This window comes from Sphingomonas sp. AP4-R1 (assembly GCF_013113735.1).
In the GTDB taxonomy this organism is placed as follows: Bacteria; Pseudomonadota; Alphaproteobacteria; order Sphingomonadales; family Sphingomonadaceae; genus Sphingomonas_I.
The window spans coordinates 3,486,061-3,506,688 of sequence record NZ_CP053346.1 but is presented as its reverse complement, the minus strand read 5'-3'; the positions used below and the strand labels follow the sequence as shown (position 1 = coordinate 3,506,688).

At 66.3% G+C, this 20,628-nt stretch carries 12 protein-coding genes; 2 read left to right on the top strand and 10 right to left on the bottom strand.

Going from position 1 to position 20,628, the window contains the following annotated elements; all coding sequences use genetic code 11:
* Window positions 1–9: 9 nt before the first annotated feature.
* The 9 genes from HL653_RS16210 to HL653_RS16170 all read right to left on the bottom strand — a co-directional run bounded on the left by HL653_RS16210 (window position 10) and on the right by HL653_RS16170 (window position 13,827).
* Window positions 10–1,314: a glycoside hydrolase family 28 protein gene (locus HL653_RS16210; protein ID WP_171745430.1), complete on the bottom strand. Its 1,305-nt coding sequence runs from the start codon at window positions 1,312–1,314 to the stop codon at window positions 10–12.
* Window positions 1,315–1,325: 11 nt separating this feature from the next.
* Entirely contained in the window at window positions 1,326–2,753 is a 1,428-nt protein-coding gene (locus tag HL653_RS16205) for a glycoside hydrolase family 105 protein (protein ID WP_216599883.1), read from the bottom strand.
* Window positions 2,750–4,090, bottom strand: a complete 1,341-nt coding sequence (locus tag HL653_RS16200; protein ID WP_216599882.1) for an oligogalacturonate lyase family protein — start codon at window positions 4,088–4,090, stop codon at window positions 2,750–2,752. Before HL653_RS16200 ends, HL653_RS16205 begins: the two co-directional genes overlap by 4 nt.
* Window positions 4,087–6,315, bottom strand: coding sequence for a hypothetical protein (locus tag HL653_RS16195; RefSeq protein ID WP_253716967.1), 2,229 nt, complete (start codon window positions 6,313–6,315; stop codon window positions 4,087–4,089). Before HL653_RS16195 ends, HL653_RS16200 begins: the two co-directional genes overlap by 4 nt.
* A 61-nt stretch (window positions 6,316–6,376) precedes the next feature.
* Window positions 6,377–7,702, bottom strand: a complete 1,326-nt coding sequence (pelA, locus tag HL653_RS16190) for a pectate lyase (protein ID WP_171745429.1) — start codon at window positions 7,700–7,702, stop codon at window positions 6,377–6,379.
* A gap of 37 nt (window positions 7,703–7,739) precedes the next feature.
* The gene (locus HL653_RS16185) at window positions 7,740–10,745 is read right to left on the bottom strand and encodes a TonB-dependent receptor (protein WP_171745428.1); all 3,006 of its coding nucleotides are present in this window, start codon (window positions 10,743–10,745) and stop codon (window positions 7,740–7,742) included.
* A gap of 79 nt (window positions 10,746–10,824) precedes the next feature.
* Entirely contained in the window at window positions 10,825–11,784 is a 960-nt protein-coding gene (locus HL653_RS16180; protein WP_171745427.1) for a FecR domain-containing protein, read from the bottom strand.
* Window positions 11,768–12,304: an RNA polymerase sigma factor gene (locus HL653_RS16175; protein ID WP_171745426.1), complete on the bottom strand. Its 537-nt coding sequence runs from the start codon at window positions 12,302–12,304 to the stop codon at window positions 11,768–11,770. Before HL653_RS16175 ends, HL653_RS16180 begins: the two co-directional genes overlap by 17 nt.
* A gap of 128 nt (window positions 12,305–12,432) precedes the next feature.
* Window positions 12,433–13,827, bottom strand: coding sequence for a glycoside hydrolase family 28 protein (locus HL653_RS16170; protein WP_216599881.1), 1,395 nt, complete (start codon window positions 13,825–13,827; stop codon window positions 12,433–12,435).
* Window positions 13,828–13,979: 152 nt separating this feature from the next.
* On the opposite strand from HL653_RS16170, the gene HL653_RS16165 reads away from it, so the two are divergent.
* Entirely contained in the window at window positions 13,980–15,362 is a 1,383-nt protein-coding gene (locus tag HL653_RS16165; protein ID WP_216599880.1) for a glycoside hydrolase family 105 protein, read from the top strand.
* A gap of 243 nt (window positions 15,363–15,605) precedes the next feature.
* On the opposite strand, the gene HL653_RS16160 is transcribed toward HL653_RS16165, so the two are convergent.
* Window positions 15,606–18,617: a TonB-dependent receptor gene (locus tag HL653_RS16160; protein WP_253716965.1), complete on the bottom strand. Its 3,012-nt coding sequence runs from the start codon at window positions 18,615–18,617 to the stop codon at window positions 15,606–15,608.
* Window positions 18,618–19,138: 521 nt separating this feature from the next.
* Here HL653_RS16160 and HL653_RS16155 point away from each other — a divergent pair.
* Window positions 19,139–20,605, top strand: a complete 1,467-nt coding sequence (locus HL653_RS16155) for a Gfo/Idh/MocA family oxidoreductase (RefSeq protein ID WP_171745425.1) — start codon at window positions 19,139–19,141, stop codon at window positions 20,603–20,605.
* Window positions 20,606–20,628: the final 23 nt, after the last annotated feature.

The following is a 20,628-nucleotide window of genomic DNA, read 5'->3' as shown; positions in this document are numbered from 1 at the left end:
AATCAAGGGTCAGGCCGAAACGGGCTTCCCGTTCACGACGACATGGCGGAACGTGATGCCCGGAGAGCCCGCCGTTTCCAACTGCGGCTTGTCCAGCGTCACGTCGATATCCTCCAGCGCGATGCCGGAAATCTCCGTCTGGCCCGGATTGGGCTTCACCACGCCGAACGCGCCGAAGCGCCCCTTGATGCCGCTCAGCGTGACGTTGCGGACGACCGACCTTGGCGGCGCGGCGCCCTTCAGATCGGTATATTGCGACCAGGGCTGGACGAACAGGATCGCCGCGCCCTCCGCTTCCAGCGTGATGTTCCGGAAGTGGATATCCTCATAATGCTGGGGCGTATCCGCGCGCAGCTTCAGCACCGCGACATTGACCGGCCCCACCACGCGGCAATTCTCGACCACGACGTCGCGCACCAAAGTGGCCTCGCTGCCCAACGTCATCACGCCATGTCCGCGCCGGAAGGTGCAGTCGCGCACGCGGATCGCCTCCACCGGCGGGCTGTCGCGATCCTCCAGCGCGTGCGGCCCCTTCGATCCCTTGGCCGCGATGCAATCGTCGGTGACGGAGAAGAAGCAGCCCTCGATCGTCACCTTGCGGCAGCTGTCCAGATCGATGCCGTCGGTGCTGGGCGCCTGCTTGTAATCGTCCGGCACCTTGAAGCGCGCGCGGCGCACCGTCACCTCCTCGCAGCGATAGAGGTGGAGATTCCAGAATTGCGAATCCTTGAAGGTGACGCCCTCGATCGTCACCCCGCGCGAGCTTTCGATGAAGGCCAGCCGGGCGCGCGCCACGCTCAGGTTCGGGAAATTGTGCGGATCGGGCGCGGCATTGCGCCGCCGCCAGAATTCGTCCCAGATCGGTCGACCGGCCCCGTCCAGCGTGCCCTCGCCCGAAATGGTCAGCCCGTCACAATCCTTGGCGTTGATCAGCGCCGGATTGAAGCGCGGTTCGAAATGCCCCTCGATCCGCGTGCGCTGAACGGGGAAGTGGCTCATGTCGGTCGAGCAGCGCAGCACCGCGCCCTTGTCGAGATGCAGGTTCACGCCCGGCTTCAGGAACAGGGCGCCGCTCACGAACACGCCCTTGGGCACGGTCACCGTGCCGCCGCCGCCCGCCGCGACCTTGTCGATCGCGGCCTGGATCGCTTTCGTGTTGACCGTCCTGCCGTCCGCCCGCGCGCCGAAGCGCAGGATCGAGACCTGTCCGGACTTGGGCGCCACCGCCCGCGCCGCCTGCGGCCAGGCGATCACCGACAGCGCGGAGACGGCGAAGCCGCGACGGGTGAAGCGGCTTGCGGGCACGGCAGTCATGGCAGAAATCCTCACCTATTTCGGGCGGGCGTAACGGCCTCGCGATCGGGATCATAGGACAATGCTTCCACCGCGCGCATTTCCTCGGCGCGCCGTGCCAATTCGGCGTCACCCACCACCGTGGCGGGAGGCGGCGGCATCGGCGTGGTGGCCGCGATCGTCGCGGCATCGTCCCTGGCGGGCTCCGGCTCAGGCAGCGCGCGGACGGGCGCGCCCAGCCGCGCCACCTCCACCCCGGCGAGCAGATAGGCGCCGGTCGCATAAGGCCCCACGTCACCGGGCGCGACATGCGCGGGCTGGTCGCCCGTCTTCTGCGCCGCACCGACGAGGCCCGAGGGCAGCACATGATCGTTCAGCCCCGCCCAGCCGCGCGTGATGACGGGCAGCATCTTCGCGCGGTCCAGCAGGCCGTGATTCACGCCCCACGCCAGCCCATAGACGAAGAAGCCCGATCCCGACGTCTCGGGCTCCGGAAAGGCCGCGCGGTCGAGCAGGCTGTTCGACCAGAGGCCGTCGGCCTGCTGCAGCCCCGCCACGCGGATCGCGAGCTTGCGGAACAGATCGACATAGAAAGCGCGGCCCGCATAATCGGCCGGCATCGCCTCGATCACGCGGGCGAGCCCCGCCAGCGTCCAGCCATTGCCGCGCGACCAGAACAAAGTCTCGCGCCGGCCCTTCGCGCCCTGCTTGAAGCGGGCATCGCGTGCGATCAGCGACTGCTTCTCGTCCCACAGCACGGCCGCCGTGCGCCGCCACTCGGCATCCATCGCCTGCAGATAGCGGGGATCGCCCGTCAGCGCGGACAGGCGCGCCAGCACCGGCGGCGCCATGAACAGGGCATCGCTCCACCACCAGATCAGCCCCTCGCCCGGCTCCTTCCGGGTCAGATACGGCACCTGAACATCCGCGCGCTGGCGCAGCGGCACCAACGTGCCCGGCTGGCGGCGGCGCGCATAGAGTTCGGCATAGAGATCGCCGATCGCCAGATCGTCCGCGTTGAGCAACGTCTTGGTCAGGCGCGCGCCCCGGAACGCATAATTGTAATGCTCGGCCACCGCGCTGAGAAACCGCAGCACGCGCGGATCGCGATTCTCGCGCGCCAGCCGCTCGGCGCCCACATAGAAAGCGGCCGCCACCCAGTTGGAGGAGGCACTGTCCAATGCCCCTCCAGTCGCGAGCGGCAGCGGTCGGCAGGCCATGTCCGCGATCTGCGCGGCGGCAACATAGTCCAGCGCGGACATCACCTGCGCCCGATCGGGGAGCTTCGCGGGATCGAAGCGCAGATCGGGCCGGGCGGGCACGTCGCGCCACGCCGGATCGGCGCCCAGCGTCGCCACGCAGGTAGGCTCGGCTTGAGCCGCCACCGGAAGCGCCATCGTCGCCAGGGCCAAGGTCAGCCCGATCGTCCGTCGCAAAACCTTGCTCTCCTTCATCCTCATGCCCGCGCCACATCCACCCGGTAAACATGATTGCGGCCATGCATGTTCGACACGAACACCAGTCCTTTGCCGTCCGGCGTGAAGCACAGGTTCGGCTCTAATCGGTAATCGTGACGGCTCATGTCGACGAGCCGCTCGCTCCGGCAAGTTTGCGGCGTGACGAGGCCCGCATCATAGACCGCCTCGTCCGCATCCACGATCGGCTCGGGCCGGAACAGCACGATCCATTTCCCGTCGGGCGCGTGCGCCACCATGTCGGCGTCGCCGCCGTCGCCCGCGAACAGGGTCTGGTCGGGCGCGATGTTGTAATGGACCGACCAGTCGTTGCGCTCGACCCGCTGCCACACACGGCGCCCCGTCACCAGCTCGATCCCCGCCACCCAGAAGACCTGCCCGCGCGGCGTCTGCAGATCGTACCAGACCCATTTCCCGTCGGGGCTGAAGAATTCGTGCCCCCATATCTCCATGTTCATCGTCCGCCGGTGGAGCGGTTCGAGGCCGGAGCCGTCCGTGCGGATGCGCCACATCCGCGTCACGCGATGCCACGGCCCCTCGTGCGAGAAGATGATCTGGCCCGGATCGGTGGGCGAGAATTGGGGATGGTTGAGCCAGTCATGGGCCTTGTGGACCACGCGCCGTTCGCCGGTGCGCAGATCCAGCACGAACAAGTCCATCGGCACGCGCGCCGCCCAGCGCTGCAGCATCCGCACGCCCTTGGCCTTGGCGAAGTTGAGCGGCTTTCCGTCCGGGCCGTTGGCGGCATATTCGGCCTGCCCCAGCTTGCGGTTGCGCGGATCGGCCACGTCGGGCTGCAGCGGCTGGTCGCCATAGGCCACGGTGCCGACCAGCAGGGTCTCGTCGGCATTGACCGCGCCCACCTGCCCCTGCTCGATCCGGCCGATGCGCGTGCTGCGGCCGCTGTCGAGATCGACGGTGAAGAAGGTGCGCGGCCGATCGGTCGGCTGGCCGTCACCGGGATCGGAGACGCTGTAATAGGCCTTGCGCGCGCGTCGGCTGGCGAACAGCAGATCGGCCTTCGCATCGGCCACCACCAGCCGGCGCTTCAGCGTCTTCAGATCGACCGTGGCAATCCCCGCCTCAGTGGAGAAAACCATCAGATCGCCCTGCGGCGTGAAGCAGTTGCGGTAGAAATAGGGCTTGCTGCCGCCCTCGTCGCCCGAGAGGCGCGTGATGCGATGTCCGGTCTTGGGATCGATCCATTCGACCGGCGCATCCCCCGTCACCGGAGGCGTCACCCCGGATGCGCCCGAGGCCAGCACTACGGCCCCCGCACCCAGCAAGGCCCGCCGCGTCAGCGCGAGATCGCCCCCTGTCACGGTGCCTTCACCAGCCCCTCGGCGCGCACCGTCCAGCCCTTGGCCGGGAAGCCCGGCGCCGCGCCCTCCGATCCATCCCAGCCACCCGCCATCAGGCCCACCGCCATCAGCAGCGATCCGTTGGACGGGAAATAGGTCTCGGCCGCGCGACGGAAGCCGGTGCCATCCGGATTGTCCGCCAGTTGGGCGCCACCTGCGCCACCCGTCTTCGGCACCAGCGCGTCGGCCGCGCCATCCAGATGCACGCGCGGCGTCATCCCCGTCACGCCCCACTGGTTGTTCTTGCGATCGGCGAACAGCCAGTCGACCGCATGCTCGCGATCGCCGACGCGCGCCGCCGTCATCGCGATCATCGGATAGTCCCAGCCCCAGGTCTGGCGCAGATCCCAGGTGTTGGCGACCGCGTCCAAAGTCCGCCGCATCGCCTTCGGATCGATCCGGTCGCCGGGGATGAAGCCGTCCGCCATCAGGAAGGAGGGATGATCGCGATTGCGGCATTCCTCCTTGTCCGCATGCGTGCGGCAGGCGGCGCTTTCGGCCACCGTCCAGAAATCGGGCACGCTCTCGGCGGGAAGATACAGGCCATCGCGCATCGCGGGAGGAGCCAGATGCGCGCGTGTCCGCTCCCATTCGGGCTTGGGCGGCAGGCCACGCAGGCGCCGCCACTCCTCCGCCACGCCCAGCGCCCAGCGGAAATATTCCAGCTCGAACGTGGGGTTGCGCGTCGTCAGCGGATCATAATTTTCCTGCGCCGGGATCAGCGGCGGCCCCAGATCCTTGCGGCCGCTGGCGCCATCCAAAGGCCAGCTGGCGAGCAGATCGGCGGTGGCGTCCACCATCTCGCCATAGCGCGCCAGCGCGGCCTTCCCATCGCCCGCACGCCGCACCAGTTCGGCCAGCAGGATCGGGTGTGGCTGCTGCCACATCAGGAAGGGCGAGATGTTGCTCGGGCTGTTGCGCCCTTCCGGCCCCACCATCTTCGGCCACCAGGCCCCCGCCACGCGATGCCGCGCCGCCTCCTCGCGCGCCGCCGGCAGATGGCCGAGATACCAGCCGAGGCTGCGCTCCAGCAGCTCGGGATGGCCCCAGAGCGCCTGCCACGCCGAATGCCACGGGTGCATTTCGAGATGGAACTTCCCGAACCAGCTGTTTGAGAACAAACCCTCTTCCTGCGGCGGCAGCGACCCCGCCCCGTTGATCGCGGAGAGGTACTGCGACAGCACCACGCGCCGCTCCAGCTCGGATGCACGCGGATCGGTGCTGCCGGTGAAGTCGACCGCAGCTCCCTTCGTCCAGAAATCGCGCCAGTGCGCTGCCGTCCCTGCCGCCAGCGCGGCCTCGTCGCCCGCCGCGACCGGACCCGCCCGATCGAAGCGTACCACCAGCACCAGCCTGTCCGATCCCTTGGCGCGAGCGACGAGGCCATCGCCCGCCTGACCGACCGACCCATTCACCGCCACCGCCGACCAGACGCGCGTGGCATCGATCGTCCGCTCGACCCGCACCTCTCCAGCGCCGCTCTTCTCGAACCGGATCGTATCGCCCGCGCGCGGCGTCCAGCCAGAGGGATCGGGATTGATCGCGGGCGTCACTCCCGGGTAGCGCACCGCCACCCCCAGCGCTCCAGAGGCAACCAGCGGGGACGTAATCTCCACCAGCAGCGCATCCGAATCCGCCGCCACCCGCGTCACCACCGTCACCGGCGCGCCCTTCAGCGTGAAGCGGCTGGTGAGCGTGCCGGTCCACAGATCGAGGCGCTGATCCGCGCCCGTGATGCTCGCGAAATCGGGCGCCGCACCCTCCGTCCCCAACGCCAGCGACAGGCGCGCGAGCGAGAAACGATGGGGGTTGGCGCGCAGCCACGCATAAGCCGGATTGCTCGCCGCCTCCGCCATCGATCCCATCGCGGCATAAGGCTGCTCGCCCCGGCCGGGCACGGCGATCGGCTTCAGCCCGTTCGCCTCGACATAGCCCGCCTCGTTGGGAAAGCTGTGCCACGCCCATTGCGCCATCGTCAGCAAGGGCGCGATCGGAGTGTAGCGATCCGCGAAGGTCTGCAGGCCGGTAATGTCGGCGGTGAAACCCAGTTCGCCATTGCCCAGCATCACCGGCGCATGCGGATCGATTTTGGTAAGATGCACCCCATGACGCGTCACCAAAGCCTGCCGATCGATCGGCGGTGCGGCCTGCACGACACCGCTCCCCATCGCCGCGATGGCAACCACCGCCGTACCCAACAATCCGCGCCCCACCCTCACCTCTCCCGCCATCCGATCACCTTCCGCATCAGGACGGCTCGGTTTCCTTCACGCGCCAGGTTTCGCGCCAGATATGGTAGGTGTCGATCGCCTTTTCGGGCGTGGTCACATACCAGCCATAGCCGTTGCGCCGCCCGATCGAGATCTCGTTCACGTCATCGCGAACATATTTGTCCCAATCGCCGAAGATCGGCTTGTTCGTCGCGGGATCATAGAGGCGCGACCAGAGCGGGCCACCATAATCGCGATCGATCAGCTTGCGGCCGTCGGGCGTCGTGATCCACGCCTTGCCATAGACCGCGCTTGCCTTCAGCCAGCCGACGCCGTCCACCACGGCGCGGCGGATGGCGGGGCTGGGATCCTTCTGCTCCATCAGGAACAACAGCACGTCGGTCGTCTCGTCGCTGCAGATCGCGGCGGGCTCGAAATTGCGCGCCGGAGCCGGAGCCAGCGTCAGCGGATCGACCTGCTGCGGCCAGCCGACCGGGCGACCCTTCATCCGATATTGCGCGGCAAGGATCACCTCCACCGCCTTCGCCTGCGCGGTGCGGGCGCGGGCCCGCATCTCGGCCGGGACATAGTCATAGCCCGGCTCCTCGCCTACCTCGCGCAGCAACTGGGCGACGCGCGCGACGGCATTGTCGTTGAAGGTCACGCTGTCATGAAAGTCCCCTTCCAGCGGATAGATCTGGGGCCAGCCGCCGTTCGGAAATTGCGCGTCGAGCAGGTAGCGCACGCCCTTTACGAAGCTCGCCTCATAGCGCGCCCGATCGGGTGAGCCCGCGGGTGCGGCCGCGATCACCTTGGCGAGAAAGCGCAGCTCGCCGACCGTGGCGCCATTGTCGAGCGTGCCCACGAACGTCCAGTAGATGTCGTGCGGCGCGTCCAGATTGGTGCGGTCCGGATTGGTCTGCTCGGCCTTGTTGGCATAATCCTGTCCCGGCTGGCGCGGCGGTGCGCTCCGGTCCTGATTCTTGCCCCAGCCGCCGGCGGGAGTCTGGAAGCTCAGGACGTTCTCCGCGATCCGGTGCGCCTCCGGCCCGGCATACCAGCCCGCATCCTTGTCCAGCGGCATCGACTTGATACCCGGCCCATAATGGTCCGGCGGCAGCGCCCACATCTGGCCGGGCTTGCGCTCCGCCGCGAGGCTGGCCCGATCCGCCTTCCCGAGCTTGTCCGACCGCGCCAGATACGCCGCCCACGCCGCCCGCTCGCCTGCCGGAAGCGTCGCGATCCGCGCCGCCGTCAGCGATTGGGCGGGGCCGTTGAAGCCCACCACATGGGCCGCAAGCGGCATCTCGGCGATGCCCGCCACGGCAGCGAGCAACGGGAACAGGCGGCGGGCGTGGGGCATCAGTCTCTCCGGAACGGGTTTGCCGGCAGGCACGGGATCAGAAGGTCGCACGCGCACCGAACAGGATCTCGCGGCCGAAATGGCGATAGTTGGACACGCGATCGGTCACGTCGGTGTAGCGATCATTATATTCGTCGGTCAGGTTCACGCCCTGGATCTGCAGCGTGATGTTCTTCGTGAGATTGTAGGCGAAGGAGGCATCGATGTTCAGCGTGCCGTTCACGCCCTCCTCCGTGTTGCCGTTGCCGCCGGGGAAGGCCACCAGATACTGGCCGCGATAGGCCGCCGAGACGCGCGTGCTGATCTTCTTCGTCTCGTAATAGAGCGTCGCGTTGAACGTGCGGTTCGATTGGCCGGTGAGCCGGTTGGTGCCGGCCGCGCCATAATTGACGCGCGACTTCACGAAGGTGGCGTTGCCGATGAAGCCGAAGTTCCGCAACACGCCCGGCAGGAAGGTGAAAGGCTGCTGATACTGGATCTCGATGCCCTTCAGCGTGCCGCCCTGCCCGTTGATCGTACGCGTCACGTCGAAATCCATGTCGGGTGACGAAGGCGTGCCGACGAGCAGGCTGTCCGGCAGGCCGAGGCTGCGCCACGGCACCGTCTCGGTGGATTGCGAGGTGAAGGACTGGATATCCTTGATGAAGCCCGCGACCGCGATCAGCGCCTCGGGCGCGAAATACCATTCGATCGACGCGTCATAATTGGTCGCGCGGAACGGCTTGAGCAGCGGATTGCCATAGGTCACGCGCTGCGTCGTCGTGGAGAGCGAGCCGCCCGGCGTGAGATCGCCCAGCGACGGGCGCGACATCACCTTCGCCGCGCCGAGGCGCACCGTCACCTTGTGCAGCGGCTCGATCGCGAGATTGAAGGACGGCAGCCAGTCCTGATAATCGTTGGTCACCGTCACATTGCTGTTGGCGGCGCCGATCGCGAGGAAGCCGGTGGAATCCACGGCCGTACGCGCATAGCGCACGCCGACATTGCCGCGCGTCTTCACACCGAACAATTCGGTCGAGAAATCGGCCTGCAGATAGCCGCCCGCATCCTTCTCCTGCACGCGCCGCGTGCCGTTATACGCGGGCACCAGCGGATTGTCGTACAGGCTGATGAAGTTGCTGATCTTGTCGATATCGGGCGCGATATAGGAAAGGTCGCTCCCGCTCGGGATCCCCAGCTTGCCGTCGAGGCTCACGATCTTGCCGAGGTTGGTCACGTCCGTCGCGCGATCCGCGCCGCTCAGCACCGTGACCGCCGCCTGATAGCCGAACGTATCGAAGCCGTAGGTGTGATAGGCGCCACCCGATTTCAGCGTGAGCCCGTCGAGCAGATCATATTCCAGCCCGCCACTGGCGTTGCGGAGGCGGAAGTTGGTGCCGCTCCTGCTCTTGCTCCATTCGGTCAGCGTGAAATTGCGCCCGTCGGTCACGTCGAAGCCGTAGGAGATCAGCGGCAGGCGATCATTCTGGCGGAAATCGTAGGTATAACCGTCCTTGTCGAGCGCATCGAACTTGTAGGCGACCGACAGGGGCGTGCGCGCCCGCGATTCCGATTCCCCCAGCTTGATCGTGCCGCGCAGGCGATCGGTGAATTCATGCCGGGCGTTGAGCGACACCTGCTGGAAGGTGCTCTTGGTCTTCTCCAGCCCATTCTCCACGCGCACGTCGACATTGTCGAACACGCCGTAGGAGATCGTATTCTTGGACGGATCGATCTCATAGGCATCCACGATCGTATCGCGCACGCCACCGGCCGAGCGGCTGAAGCCGATCGCCTCGATATTGGGGCTTTCGGCGGTCGACTTGTAGCGGCCAAACAGCACGTCCACCGCCACTTCGGTCTTGTCGGATGGCGACCATTGCACCGATCCCGTCAGACCCAGCCGCTGCAGATTGACCGACCCGAACGTGTAGCGCGGGATGCGGGGATAGAAGGCGCCCAGCACGGCATTGCGCTGGGCATCGGTGGTGCAGGGAATGCAGCCGCCGAAATTGTTGCTGTTGACCGCGCCATAGCCCTTGGTCGGATCGCCCGCCTGCCAGCGCGTGGTGTTGAAGCTCTCACTGATCGGATTGCGCTTGCTGAACGCGGCCGAGAGCAGCACGCCGAACGTCTTGTCGGGATTGGACCAGCTGACCAGCCCGGCGATGCGCGGCTGCGTGTTCTTGGCGAGATCGTTATACGATCCCTGCGTCGACAAGGCATAATGGAGCCCGGCGCCGAAGCCGAGCGGGCGCCCCGTCTGCAGATCGACCGTCGCGCCGAGCGAGCCTTCCTCCAGCTCCGCCGACTGGGTCTTGTTCACCTTGATGCTGTTGAACAGCTCGGACGCGAACATCGAGAAATCGAAGCCGCGATTGCCATTGCCGGCCAGCGCCGCCTGCGCCTCCATCCCGTTGATGCGCGTCTGCGTGAATTGCGAGCCGAGGCCGCGCACGCTGATCGTGCGGCCCTCGCCATTCTCGCGATCGATCGTCACGCCGGGCAGGCGCTGGATCGATTCCGCCAGATTGAGGTCGGGGAATTTCGCCATGTCCTCGGCCAGGATCGCGTCCACCTGACCCGGCGCGCTCTCCTTGATGTTCAGCGCCTTGTCGAGGCTGGAGCGGAAGCCGCTGACGACGATATCCTCGGGCGGCTGGCCGGGTGCGGGATCCTCCGCGATCGGCGCCGCCGGCGCAGGCGCGCTCATCGGCGCCGACTGCAGATAATTGGTGCGGACCGCCGCCCCGTTCGCACCCGGCCGCTTCAGCAGGATCGATTTGCCGAACGTCACGGGCTGCAGATCGGTGCGGGACAGGAGCTGCCGCAACGCCGTCTCCACCTCCATGTCGCCCTGGACGGAGGCGACCATGAGGCCGTCCGTCTGGGATTCGGGCACGAGGATCTGGATGCCGGCCTGATGCGCGAAGAGCGGGATGCCGGTGCGCGCGGGCTGGGCGGGGATATCGAAGCGGCGGACCTCGGCCTTGGCCTCCACCGCCATCATGACCATGGCGGCGATCGCGACGGATCCCAATAGCGCGCTACGCGACAATATCACGATAACCCCTCCTTTTATCACGGGCGCGCCTCATGTGGCGTGCTCTCGAAGGGGAAGAGTGCAGATCGGAAGATTTCCGTCAGATCGGTCGCGAATATTTTCGGGCGAGCCGGATTTCGTGGGGCGTGACTGTCACCTCGATGCTCAACGTCTTTTCCAACATCGAGGCAAATTCCTGCGGATTACCGACCTTGAACAGGCCGACGAGCCGCTCTTCGCCAAGACTGGGGTCGGCCAACACCAATTGCTGCTCATTGTAGCGATTGAACTGGGAGACGGCGCTGGTCAGCGTCTCGCCTTCAAGCGAGATCTCGCCATCGCGCCATGCCAGCGAGCGATTGATCTCAGCGGGTGCCGTGCCGGTGCGGGGCGCCTCGCCATTGATCGAGAAGGTCGCATATTGGCCCTCGGTCAGCACGTTCATCGTGCCCTTGGCGCCCGTGGGCCACGCGACGACCGTTCCCTCGGTGACGGCCACCTCCACCTGCTCGCCATTGCGGCGTACCGAAAAGGCCGTGCCGACCGCGCGCACCTGCGCGATCCCCGCGTCCACCACAAACGGGCGATGCCGATCCTTCGCCACCTGAAACCAGGCCTGCCCGTGCGTGATCGCGATCCGCCGCGTCTCGCCCGCCATTGCAACATGCAATTCGCTTTCGGTGTCGATCGTCGCGACCGATCCGTCCGCCAGCGGCAGGCGCCGTATCTCGCCGCGCACCGTCATCACCCGCTCGCCACGCAAAGCACGCCAGCCGACGAGCCCCAGTGCGGCCGCCGCAGCGCTGCTCAACCCACCCAGTACCCAACGGCGCGTCGGCGCGAGCCGCGAGTTCGGGACAGGGGCCATGGCCTCGGGCCCTGCCTCCTCCTCCGGCACGAGCGCATGATCGATCATGCTCAGCGCCGCCTGCGCGCGCAGCAGGGCGCCGGGATGACGCCAGCTCCGCGCCAGCCATTCGTCGAGCTGGGCCTGCTCCTCCGCTGTCAGCGGATCGCGCAGCGCCCAGCGCGCGGCTTCGTCCTCAACGCGATCGCGCATGGCCAAGGCCTTCCGCTGGGGGCGTGACGATCTGTTCGGGCTCAGGCTCGGTCAGAGCACGCAGCACCGATCGCAGGCCGCGGCTCGCATCATTCTCGACGACCGTTTCCGTCACGCCGAGCGCACGGGCGATTTCCTTCTGCGCCAGGCCATCGATCTTACGCATGATGAAGATCCGCCGGGCCCGTTCGGAGAGCTGGCCGATCGCCGCCTGCACGCGGCCCCATTCCTGCCGCGCGGCCGCGATCCGCTCGGGCGAAGGCTCCTCGCTCTCCCAGTCGTCGAGATCGGACATCGCCTCGATCTTCACCACCCGCGCCACCTTGATCGTCTGATGGACCAGATTGCGCGCCACCGAGAAGAAATAGGCGCGCGGCATCGTCACATGCGAAACGTCGGTCAGCTGGGCGATCCGGCAATAGCATTCCTGGACAATGTCCTCGACATCGACATCGCTGGGGACGCGACGACGCAACCACGATCGCACCTCGCGCTCGTGCGGCAGGATCTCACGTCCCACCCAATCCGCAAGCTCTCGACGTGTCGTGGCTGCTCTCCCTGAAGCCGAAGAGTGTCCGGCGCGCATTTTCCGTCACGCGCGGAATGATTTTTATGCGGGCGGCAGGTGGCGCCCGAAGATGGGGGCCGTCACAGTTTCGCGACGGGGCGTCCGTTGACGGTCACGCCGTCCAGCCGCAGCGCCGTGATCCGCTCGACGATGCTAGGCTCGCGCACGCCATCGAAGCGGCAATCGCGGAGGGTCATGCGGCCGACGGGAGCCTTCGGCAGGCCCTGGCAATCCAGCACGCGGATCGCATCCGCGACCTTCAGCCGCTCGACCACGATATCGTCGAGTTCGGGCGTGAACGGCCCGTTCCTGCCTTCCTCATACTGAAAATCACAGGTGATCGCCGCCTTGCCGACCTGCCCCACCGTGATGTCGCGCGCCCGGACATGCGCGATTCGCCCGCCGCGCACCGCATTGGATTTGAAGCGCAGCGCATACCAGAGATCCGGGCTGCTCATCGTGCATTGCTCGGCGAACACATTCTCGACACCGCCGGAGACTTCGCTGCCGATCACCACCCCGCCATGGCCCGCCTTCATCGTGCAGCGGCGGATCACGATGTCGTGCGAGGGCAAAGCGAGGCGGCGGCCATCGGCGTTCCGGCCGGACTTGATCGCGATGCAATCGTCGCCGGTGTCGAACGTGCAATCCTCGATCACCATCCCGTCGACCGATTCCGGATCGCAGCCGTCATTGTTCGGGCCGAGGCCGCTGACCGTCACGCCGCGCAACGTGACATTGCGGCTCGCGACCGGATGCACGTTCCAGCAGGGAGAATCGCGCAGCGTGACGCCCTCGATCAAAACGGTGTCGCAGCGCTGGAACTGGATCAGGTTAGGCCGCAGATAGCTGCCTTCGCCGAAGCGGCGCTCCGCCACTGGAACACCTTTCTCGGCCATTTCGAACAGCCGGATCCGGGCCGTACGCTGGTTCGGCAGGCCCTCGCGCCAGCCGTGGCGGGCACTGCCGCTCCACGACCACCAAGCCGCCCCCTGCCCGTCGATCGTGCCGCGCCCGGTCACCGCGACATTGCGCACGTCGCTGGCATAGATGAGCGGCGAATAGTTCATCAGCTCGACGCCCTCGAAGCGCGTCGCCACGATCGGATAGAGCGCGGGGTCGGTCGAGAAGAGCAGCACCGCGCCCTCCTCCAGATGCAGCTCGACATTCGATTGCAGGCGGATCGCGCCCGTCAGCCAGCGGCCGTCCGGCACGATCACGCGCCCACCACCCGCCGCGACGCAGGCCGCGATCGCATCGGCGAAGGCCCGCGTGCAAAGAACGCGCCCGCCCGCCTGCGCGCCATAGGCGCGGATATCGACGTCACGCTTGGGGAAGACGGGCGGGCGCACGCGGGCGACGATCCCGGCGGCGCGCTCCCAGCCATCACCCGCCTTCGGCCGCGCCTTGAGGCCGGTGGCGAGCAGCGCACCCACCGCCAGCACGGTTCGACGATCGAGCATCCCCACCATCATCCTGCTCCTTCGCCGCTGTCACACGCAGGGCTTCATACTTGTCATACAATGTTGCACGGCATGGGTTGCAAGTCACGCCGCGACGAGGCTTGATGTTGTACGATAAAACGGATTCGGCACTGCCACAGGGCGGGCCGGCGAAAGGAGAGGCGATGCACAGGACGATCCTCGAGGCGGCCCCGTTTGCGGCCGCATGCGCTCTGCTGGCGGGCGGCGCGCAGGCGCAGATGGCCTCCGCACCACCGATGAGCCGGGCGCCGGTGAACGTCGCGATCGACGGCGCCACCCGCCTCGCGCCAGCTTATCCGATGCCCTATCTCCGCCCGTCCGAGCAGGCGATCAAGGCGGTGATGGATCGCGTGCTCGGCTATATCGATCGCGAGACGCCCGTGGGCATGGTCGACGCCGCCGGCCGCGACGTGCCGCTCGCCAGCATCACCGCGCAGAGCAAGTTCAAGCCCGGCTTCCTGCTCACCAGCTACGAATGGGGCGTCACCTATGCGGGGGCGATGCTCGCCGGCGACGTGACCAACGACAAACGCTATACGCGCTACGCGGCCGATCGGATGAACTTCGTGGCGGACGTCGCCGCCCGCTATCGCAAGCTCGGCACGGAGCCCAAGTCCACGCCCGTCCGAAACATGCTGGCGCCCGAGCGGCTCGACGATTCCGGGGCGATGTCCGCCGCTTTGATCAAGGGCCAGCGCGCGGGGCTGGCCGACGCTAATATCCGCCCGCAGATCGACGTCTATCTCGACTGGATGGCCAAGCGACAGTTCCGCATGAAGGACGGCACGCTGGCGCGCGAACGTCCCTTGCCCGTCACCTTGTGGCTCGACGACGTCTATATGAGCGTGCCCGGCCTCGCGCAGATGGGCGCGCTGACCGGCGACCGGGCCTATTATGACGATGCCGTCCGTCAGGTCCTGCAATTCTCGCAGCGCATGTTCGTGCCCGAGAAGGGCCTCTACATGCACGCCTGGGCCGAGGGCATGGACCCGCATCCCGCCTTCCACTGGGGTCGCGCCAACGGCTGGGCCGTGATGGCGATGGTCGAGTTGTTGGAAGTGCTGCCCGCCGATCATCCGCAGCGCGGCGCCATCCTGAAGCAGTTGCGCGCGCATGTGGCCGGGCTCGCCAAGGTCCAGTCCGGCACCGGCCTGTGGCATCAGCTGCTCGATCGGCCCGACAGCTATCTCGAGACGTCGGCCAGCGCCATGTATGCCTACGCCATCGCCCGTGCGGTCAATCGCGGCTGGATCGACCGGCGCGCCTACGCGCCCGTCGCGATGCTCGCGTGGAACGGTGTATCGACCAAGGTGTCGCAGGCGGGCGAAGTGGAGGATGTCTGCGTCGGCACCGGCGTCGCCTTCGATCCCGCTTTCTATTATTTCCGCCCCCGACACGTCCGCGCGGCCCACGGCTATGGTCCGGTCCTGCTGGCGGGCGCCGAGGTGATCGCGATGCTGCGCAAGGGCGGCCCGATGGAGGGCGGCAACGGCCAGGGGCTGATCTTCGGCGAGAGCGCATCCTGAAGCGCGCACACATCCTCGATACAAAGGGGCGCCGGCTCATCACCGGCGCCCCTTTTTGGTTTCATCCTCCCCCCGCCAAGGAGTGTCGGCTTGGATTGCCCCCGGCAATCCAAGCCCATGCCGGGGGCATGGGCGACCCGACACTGTGGCGACGGAGGGGGAGGTCCGCGACCGTTCCGCTTCCTCCCCCTCCGTCAGGCTGACGCCTGACACCTCCCCTGGCGGGGAAGGATACTAGCCCCTTCAGAACTTCGCCGTGGCGCCGATCGTGAAGGTCCGGCCCTGCCGCGTCTGGAACAACGTGTCCTTGCGGACGCTGTCGATATACAGCGTGTTGCGCTCGTCCGTCAGGTTCTGCGCCTCGACGATCAGCTTGATATTCTCCGTCAGATTGTACGAGGCCGAGGCATCGACATAGAGCGTGCTGGCATTGGCACGCACGTCGCTGTCATTCGCGCCGGACGGAATGCCGCGGTTGAAGCTGCTGCGATAGCTGGCGGTGGAGCGGATGCTGAAGCGCTTGTCCTCGTAATAGATCGTCCCGCTCGCCGCATTCTTGGACAGATCGATCAGATCGTCGGTCGATGTCTGGGTCGGCACGCCGTTCGAGCTGGCCAATACATAATTGATCTTCGATTTGACGTAGGTGTAGCTGCCCAGCACGCCGAGATTCTTCAGGATGCCCGGCAGGAAGGTCAGCGGGAACTGCGCATTGACCTCGACGCCGTTGAGCGGGCCGCCCGGCGTGTTGGTCGAGCGGTTGACCGTGAAGAGATCGGCCGGGGTCGAGGGCGTCCCCGCCAGCAGCGCATCCGGCAGACCCAGCGAGCTATAGGGAACCTGGCTGGAGATCTGCTGGATGTAGGACTGGATTTTCTTGTGGAAGTAGGCGACCGACAGCAGCGATCCCGGCGCGAAATACCATTCCAGCGCGGCGTCATAGGTATCCGCGCGGATGGGATCGAGGAAGGGATTGTTGACGGTGCCCGTGCGCGTCGCGACCGTGACGCCGGAGGTGGGCGTCAGCAGGCCGAGTTCGGCGCGCGACATCACGCTCGCCGCCGAGAAACGCGCCTGCAGCTTGGACGTGAGCTCCGCGACCAGGTTCACCGACGGCAGCCAGTCGGTATAGGATCGGTTGACGTCGCCGCGCTGACCGACCGTGGGATATTGCGCGCCCGCCGCCGCCGCGACCGGAATGTAGCCGAACGAATCCTGCTGCGTGTGGACATAGCGGATGCCGACATCGCCCCGGATCGGGATGGGCAGCATGTCCTCCGTGTTGAACGTCGTCATCAGGTAACCGCTGGTGACGCGTTCGCGCACGCCGGAGCGCGCCGCGCCGCATTCGATGCCGCAATATTGGAAATTGTCGAAGCCCACCGCCTGGCGCCACTTCGCCGGATCGATCGCCGAGAACGAGGCGGGCGAGCCGTCACCCAGCAGGCTGCCGAAATTGTTGATCTGCCGGGTGATGCTGGCGAGCGTCGTGCCCGCCGACAGCGCCTGCACGGGCACCTGGCTCGGGATCAGATTCTGGCCGCGGATCTGGAAATTGCTCTCGCGGAACTGGCCACCGGCTTTGAATGCCATATGCTCGACCAGATTCCATTCGACATTGCCCTCGAACGTCTTGTTCTTGGTGTCCTGCCGCAGCGGCCGGCCGGCCGTGCTGAAGCCGCCCAGCACGGTGAAATTGTTGTCCGGGCTCGGCGCGTAGCTGAAATTGGCCGGGTTCGCGACATCGACGCCGAAGCCGATCGTCGGAATCTTGTTATTCTGTCGGAAATCGATCGAGAAATTGTTGACGTTGATGATGTCCATGAAGGTCTGCAGACGCAGCGGGCTGTAGAAGCGCGAATGCGAATAACCGGCGATGCCGCTGATCTTCAGCTTGTCCGAGAAGCGATGCTCGAAGTTCAGATTGCCCTGCTTGAACGTCGAGATGAACTTGTCGACGAGGCCCTCGGAACGGACATCGACCCCGTCGAACAGGCCGTACATGAGCGATCCGTTCTGGTTGAACTGGATGTCGCGCACGGACGTCATCGGCTTGCCGCCGTTGGTGGCGGTACGGCCGAACGAGATGGCGCCGATATAATTGTCGCGCCGCTCCACGTCGAAGCGCGAATAGAGGCCGTCGAGCGAGATGTCGGTATTGTCGTCCGGCTTCCACTGCAACGTCAGCGATCCGCCGATGCGCTCCGCATCCTGCTCCGAATTCACGTAGCGCGGGATACGCGGGAAGAAGGCGCCGCCGCCGGGCTGGTTGGTGATGCCGCGCAGATTCTGGATCGTATTGTAGGCCGCCACCGTGCTGGTGCGCGGATTATTGGTGCTGCAGGCCGTGGCGGTGGTGCCGCGCGCCGCATTGTTGGCCGGGTTCTGCGGCGCATAGCCGACCGGCGAGCAGAAGCCGCCGTCGATATAGGCCGGCAGGATGTTCACCGCCGAATAGCCCACCTCGCGCAGGTGGCGCTTGCTGTAGGCGAACGAGCCGAGGATGCCGAGCGTGCCATCCAGGAATTTCTTGGAGACGAGCGCCGAGATGCGCGGATCGGCGCTCTTGCTCACCTGATTGTAGATGCCCTTGGCCGTCGCGGTCGCGACGAAGTCGGTGTGGAAATCCATCGGGTGCGGCGCGCGCAGATCGACGGTCGCGCCGAGCGAGCCCTCCTCCACGTCGGCCGACGGCGTCTTGCGGACGGCAAGCGACGAGAAGATTTCGGTCGGGAAGGCGTTGAAGTCGAAGCTGCGGCCCGAATTGCCGGCGCCGTAGATATCGGATGCGCCCGTCTGGGACGTGCCCTCCATCCCGTTGATGCGGACGCGCGTGAAGGCCGCGCCGAGACCGCGCACCGAGATGTTCTTGCCCTCGCCGCCGTCACCGCGCGACAGCGCCACACCCGGAATACGCTGCATCGATTCCGCGAGATTGGCGTCCGGGAACTTGCCGATATCCTCGGCCACGATGCTGTCGATCGCGGCGGTCTCGTTGCGCTTGAGGTTGATCGCGCTGTTCAGCGAGGCGCGAAAGCCCGTGACGACGATATCCTCCATCGTGCCGGGCGCGTTCGGCGTGGGATTGTCCGCCGCCGTATCCGTGTCGGGGGTGCCCGACGCGGTCTGATCCGCAGGCTTCGGAGCGGGGCGGGTCTGGGCGATGGCGGGAGCCGCGGTCATCGCCAGCACGAGGGCCGCGCCCGAGGCGGCTCCGAACAGGGATGCGGTGGTGCGATGCGGTCGCTTGGTCATGTCTCTCTCCATTTTGCACGGGAGAGCCCTGCCCACGACGGCAGTTTTCTTCAGCCCCCCTTCATGTCTGGGCTCTTCGGCCCTTGTCGCCGGGAATATCATCGGCCGGGCGATTGTAAAGTAGTTGTATCACAAGTTATGCACAGGCCTGTCTTGCGTCAGATCTTCTGACCTAATGTCGGATATCCAGTCCGGAGGCGATTCCGCACATTTATTGCAGGTGCGATCAGATCTATTCGGGGCGGAATTCGCATGCTCGTCTGCGCCCGCAATGGCCTTTGTAACATAATTTTTCCGAGTAGATTTTCCGTGTAATTTTGTGGTGTTGCAGGTTACTCGAATAGGTAGGTTCGTCAGCTGGCGGCACGGCGCGAATCATGGTGCGGTGCAGTCCCGCCGGCCGAAGACGAGGTCGGGCCGACATCCCCGTTCGGCCCTGGGCGCGCGGAACATGCGCTGTCTGACAACCCGATCGCACCGATCGGTCGCAAACAAAAAGACGATGATCAAAGGAGGATAGGATGAACGATCTGGAAGGCTCGACGATCAAGCGGCGTGAACTCCTGGGCGGCCTCGCCGCCGGCTCCGCCATCGCGGTGGCGTCGCTCGATGCGCTTCCGGCTGCTGCTGCACAGGCGAAGCGTAAGCGCTACGTGTCGGTCGGCGTCGGCAGCCGCAATCGCATGTACCAGCAGGCGATCTGGGGGCCGCACAAGGCGCATGCCGAGCTGGTCGCGGCGGTCGACACCAATCCCGGCCGCCTTGCGCTGGTCGGCAAGCTGGCCGGGCAGAACGGCGCCCCCGCCCCCAAGCCCTATCTCGCGACCGAATTCGACAAGATGGTCCGCGAGCAGCGGCCCGACGTGATCATCGTCACCACGCCGGACACGTTCCACGACGATTATCTCGTCCGCGCGCTGGAGGCGGGGTGCGACGTCCTCACCGAAAAGCCGATGACGACCACGCCCGAGAAAGCGCAGCGCATCCTGGATGCCGTGAAGCGCACCGGCCGCCACATCCGCATCACGCACAATTATCGCTACGCCCCCTATCGCAGCCAGGTGAAGGAGCTGCTGATGTCGGGCGAGATCGGCGATGTCCTGTCGGTCGATTTCCACTGGCTGCTGAACACCAGCCACGGCGCGGATTATTTCCGGCGCTGGCATTCGAACAAGGCGATGTCGGGCGGGCTGATGATCCACAAGGCCAGCCACCATTTCGATCTGGTCAATTGGTGGCTGTCGGACATGCCGGTCGAGGTGCAGGCGGTGGGCAAACGCGATTTCTACACGCCCGCCATGGCGAAGCGCTTTGGCCTCGTCGGCGGTCACGAGCGCTGCCACACCTGCCCCGAAACCGGCGACTGCACCTTCTTCTTCAGCCTGAAGGACGATCCCGCGCTGAAGGCCATGTATCTCGATGCCGAGAAATATGACGGCTATTTCCGCGATCAGTGCGTGTGGCGGCCGGAGATCAGCATCGAGGACACGATGAACGTGATCGTGAAATATCAGGGCGGCGCCACGCTGAGCTACAGCCTGAATGCCTTCAATGCGTGGGAGGGCTATACGATCGCGTTCAACGGCACGAAGGGCCGGCTGGAGCATGTCGTGATCGAGCAGGCCGGCATTTCCGGGCTGAACGGCAGCAGCATGGGGGACGAGATCCAGACGCGGATCATCCCGATGCGGGGCGATCCGCGCGACATCCCGCCCGCGACCGGTGCCGGCGGCCATGGCGGCGGCGATACCGTGATGCTGGCGGAGATCTTCGATCCGAACGCGCCCGCCGATCCCCTGCTGCGCCGCGCCGACGAACGCGCGGGCGCCGCCTCCGCCCTGATCGGCATGGCCGCCAATCGCTGTTTCCAGACGGGGCAGCCGGTGAAGATCGCCGATCTGGTCACGGGCCTCACCGCGCCCGATTATCCCAGGATGCCGGATCATGACGGCAAGGTGCCGATGCCGAGACCGCTCACGAAAGCCTGACCACCGCAGACCGGGATGCCCGC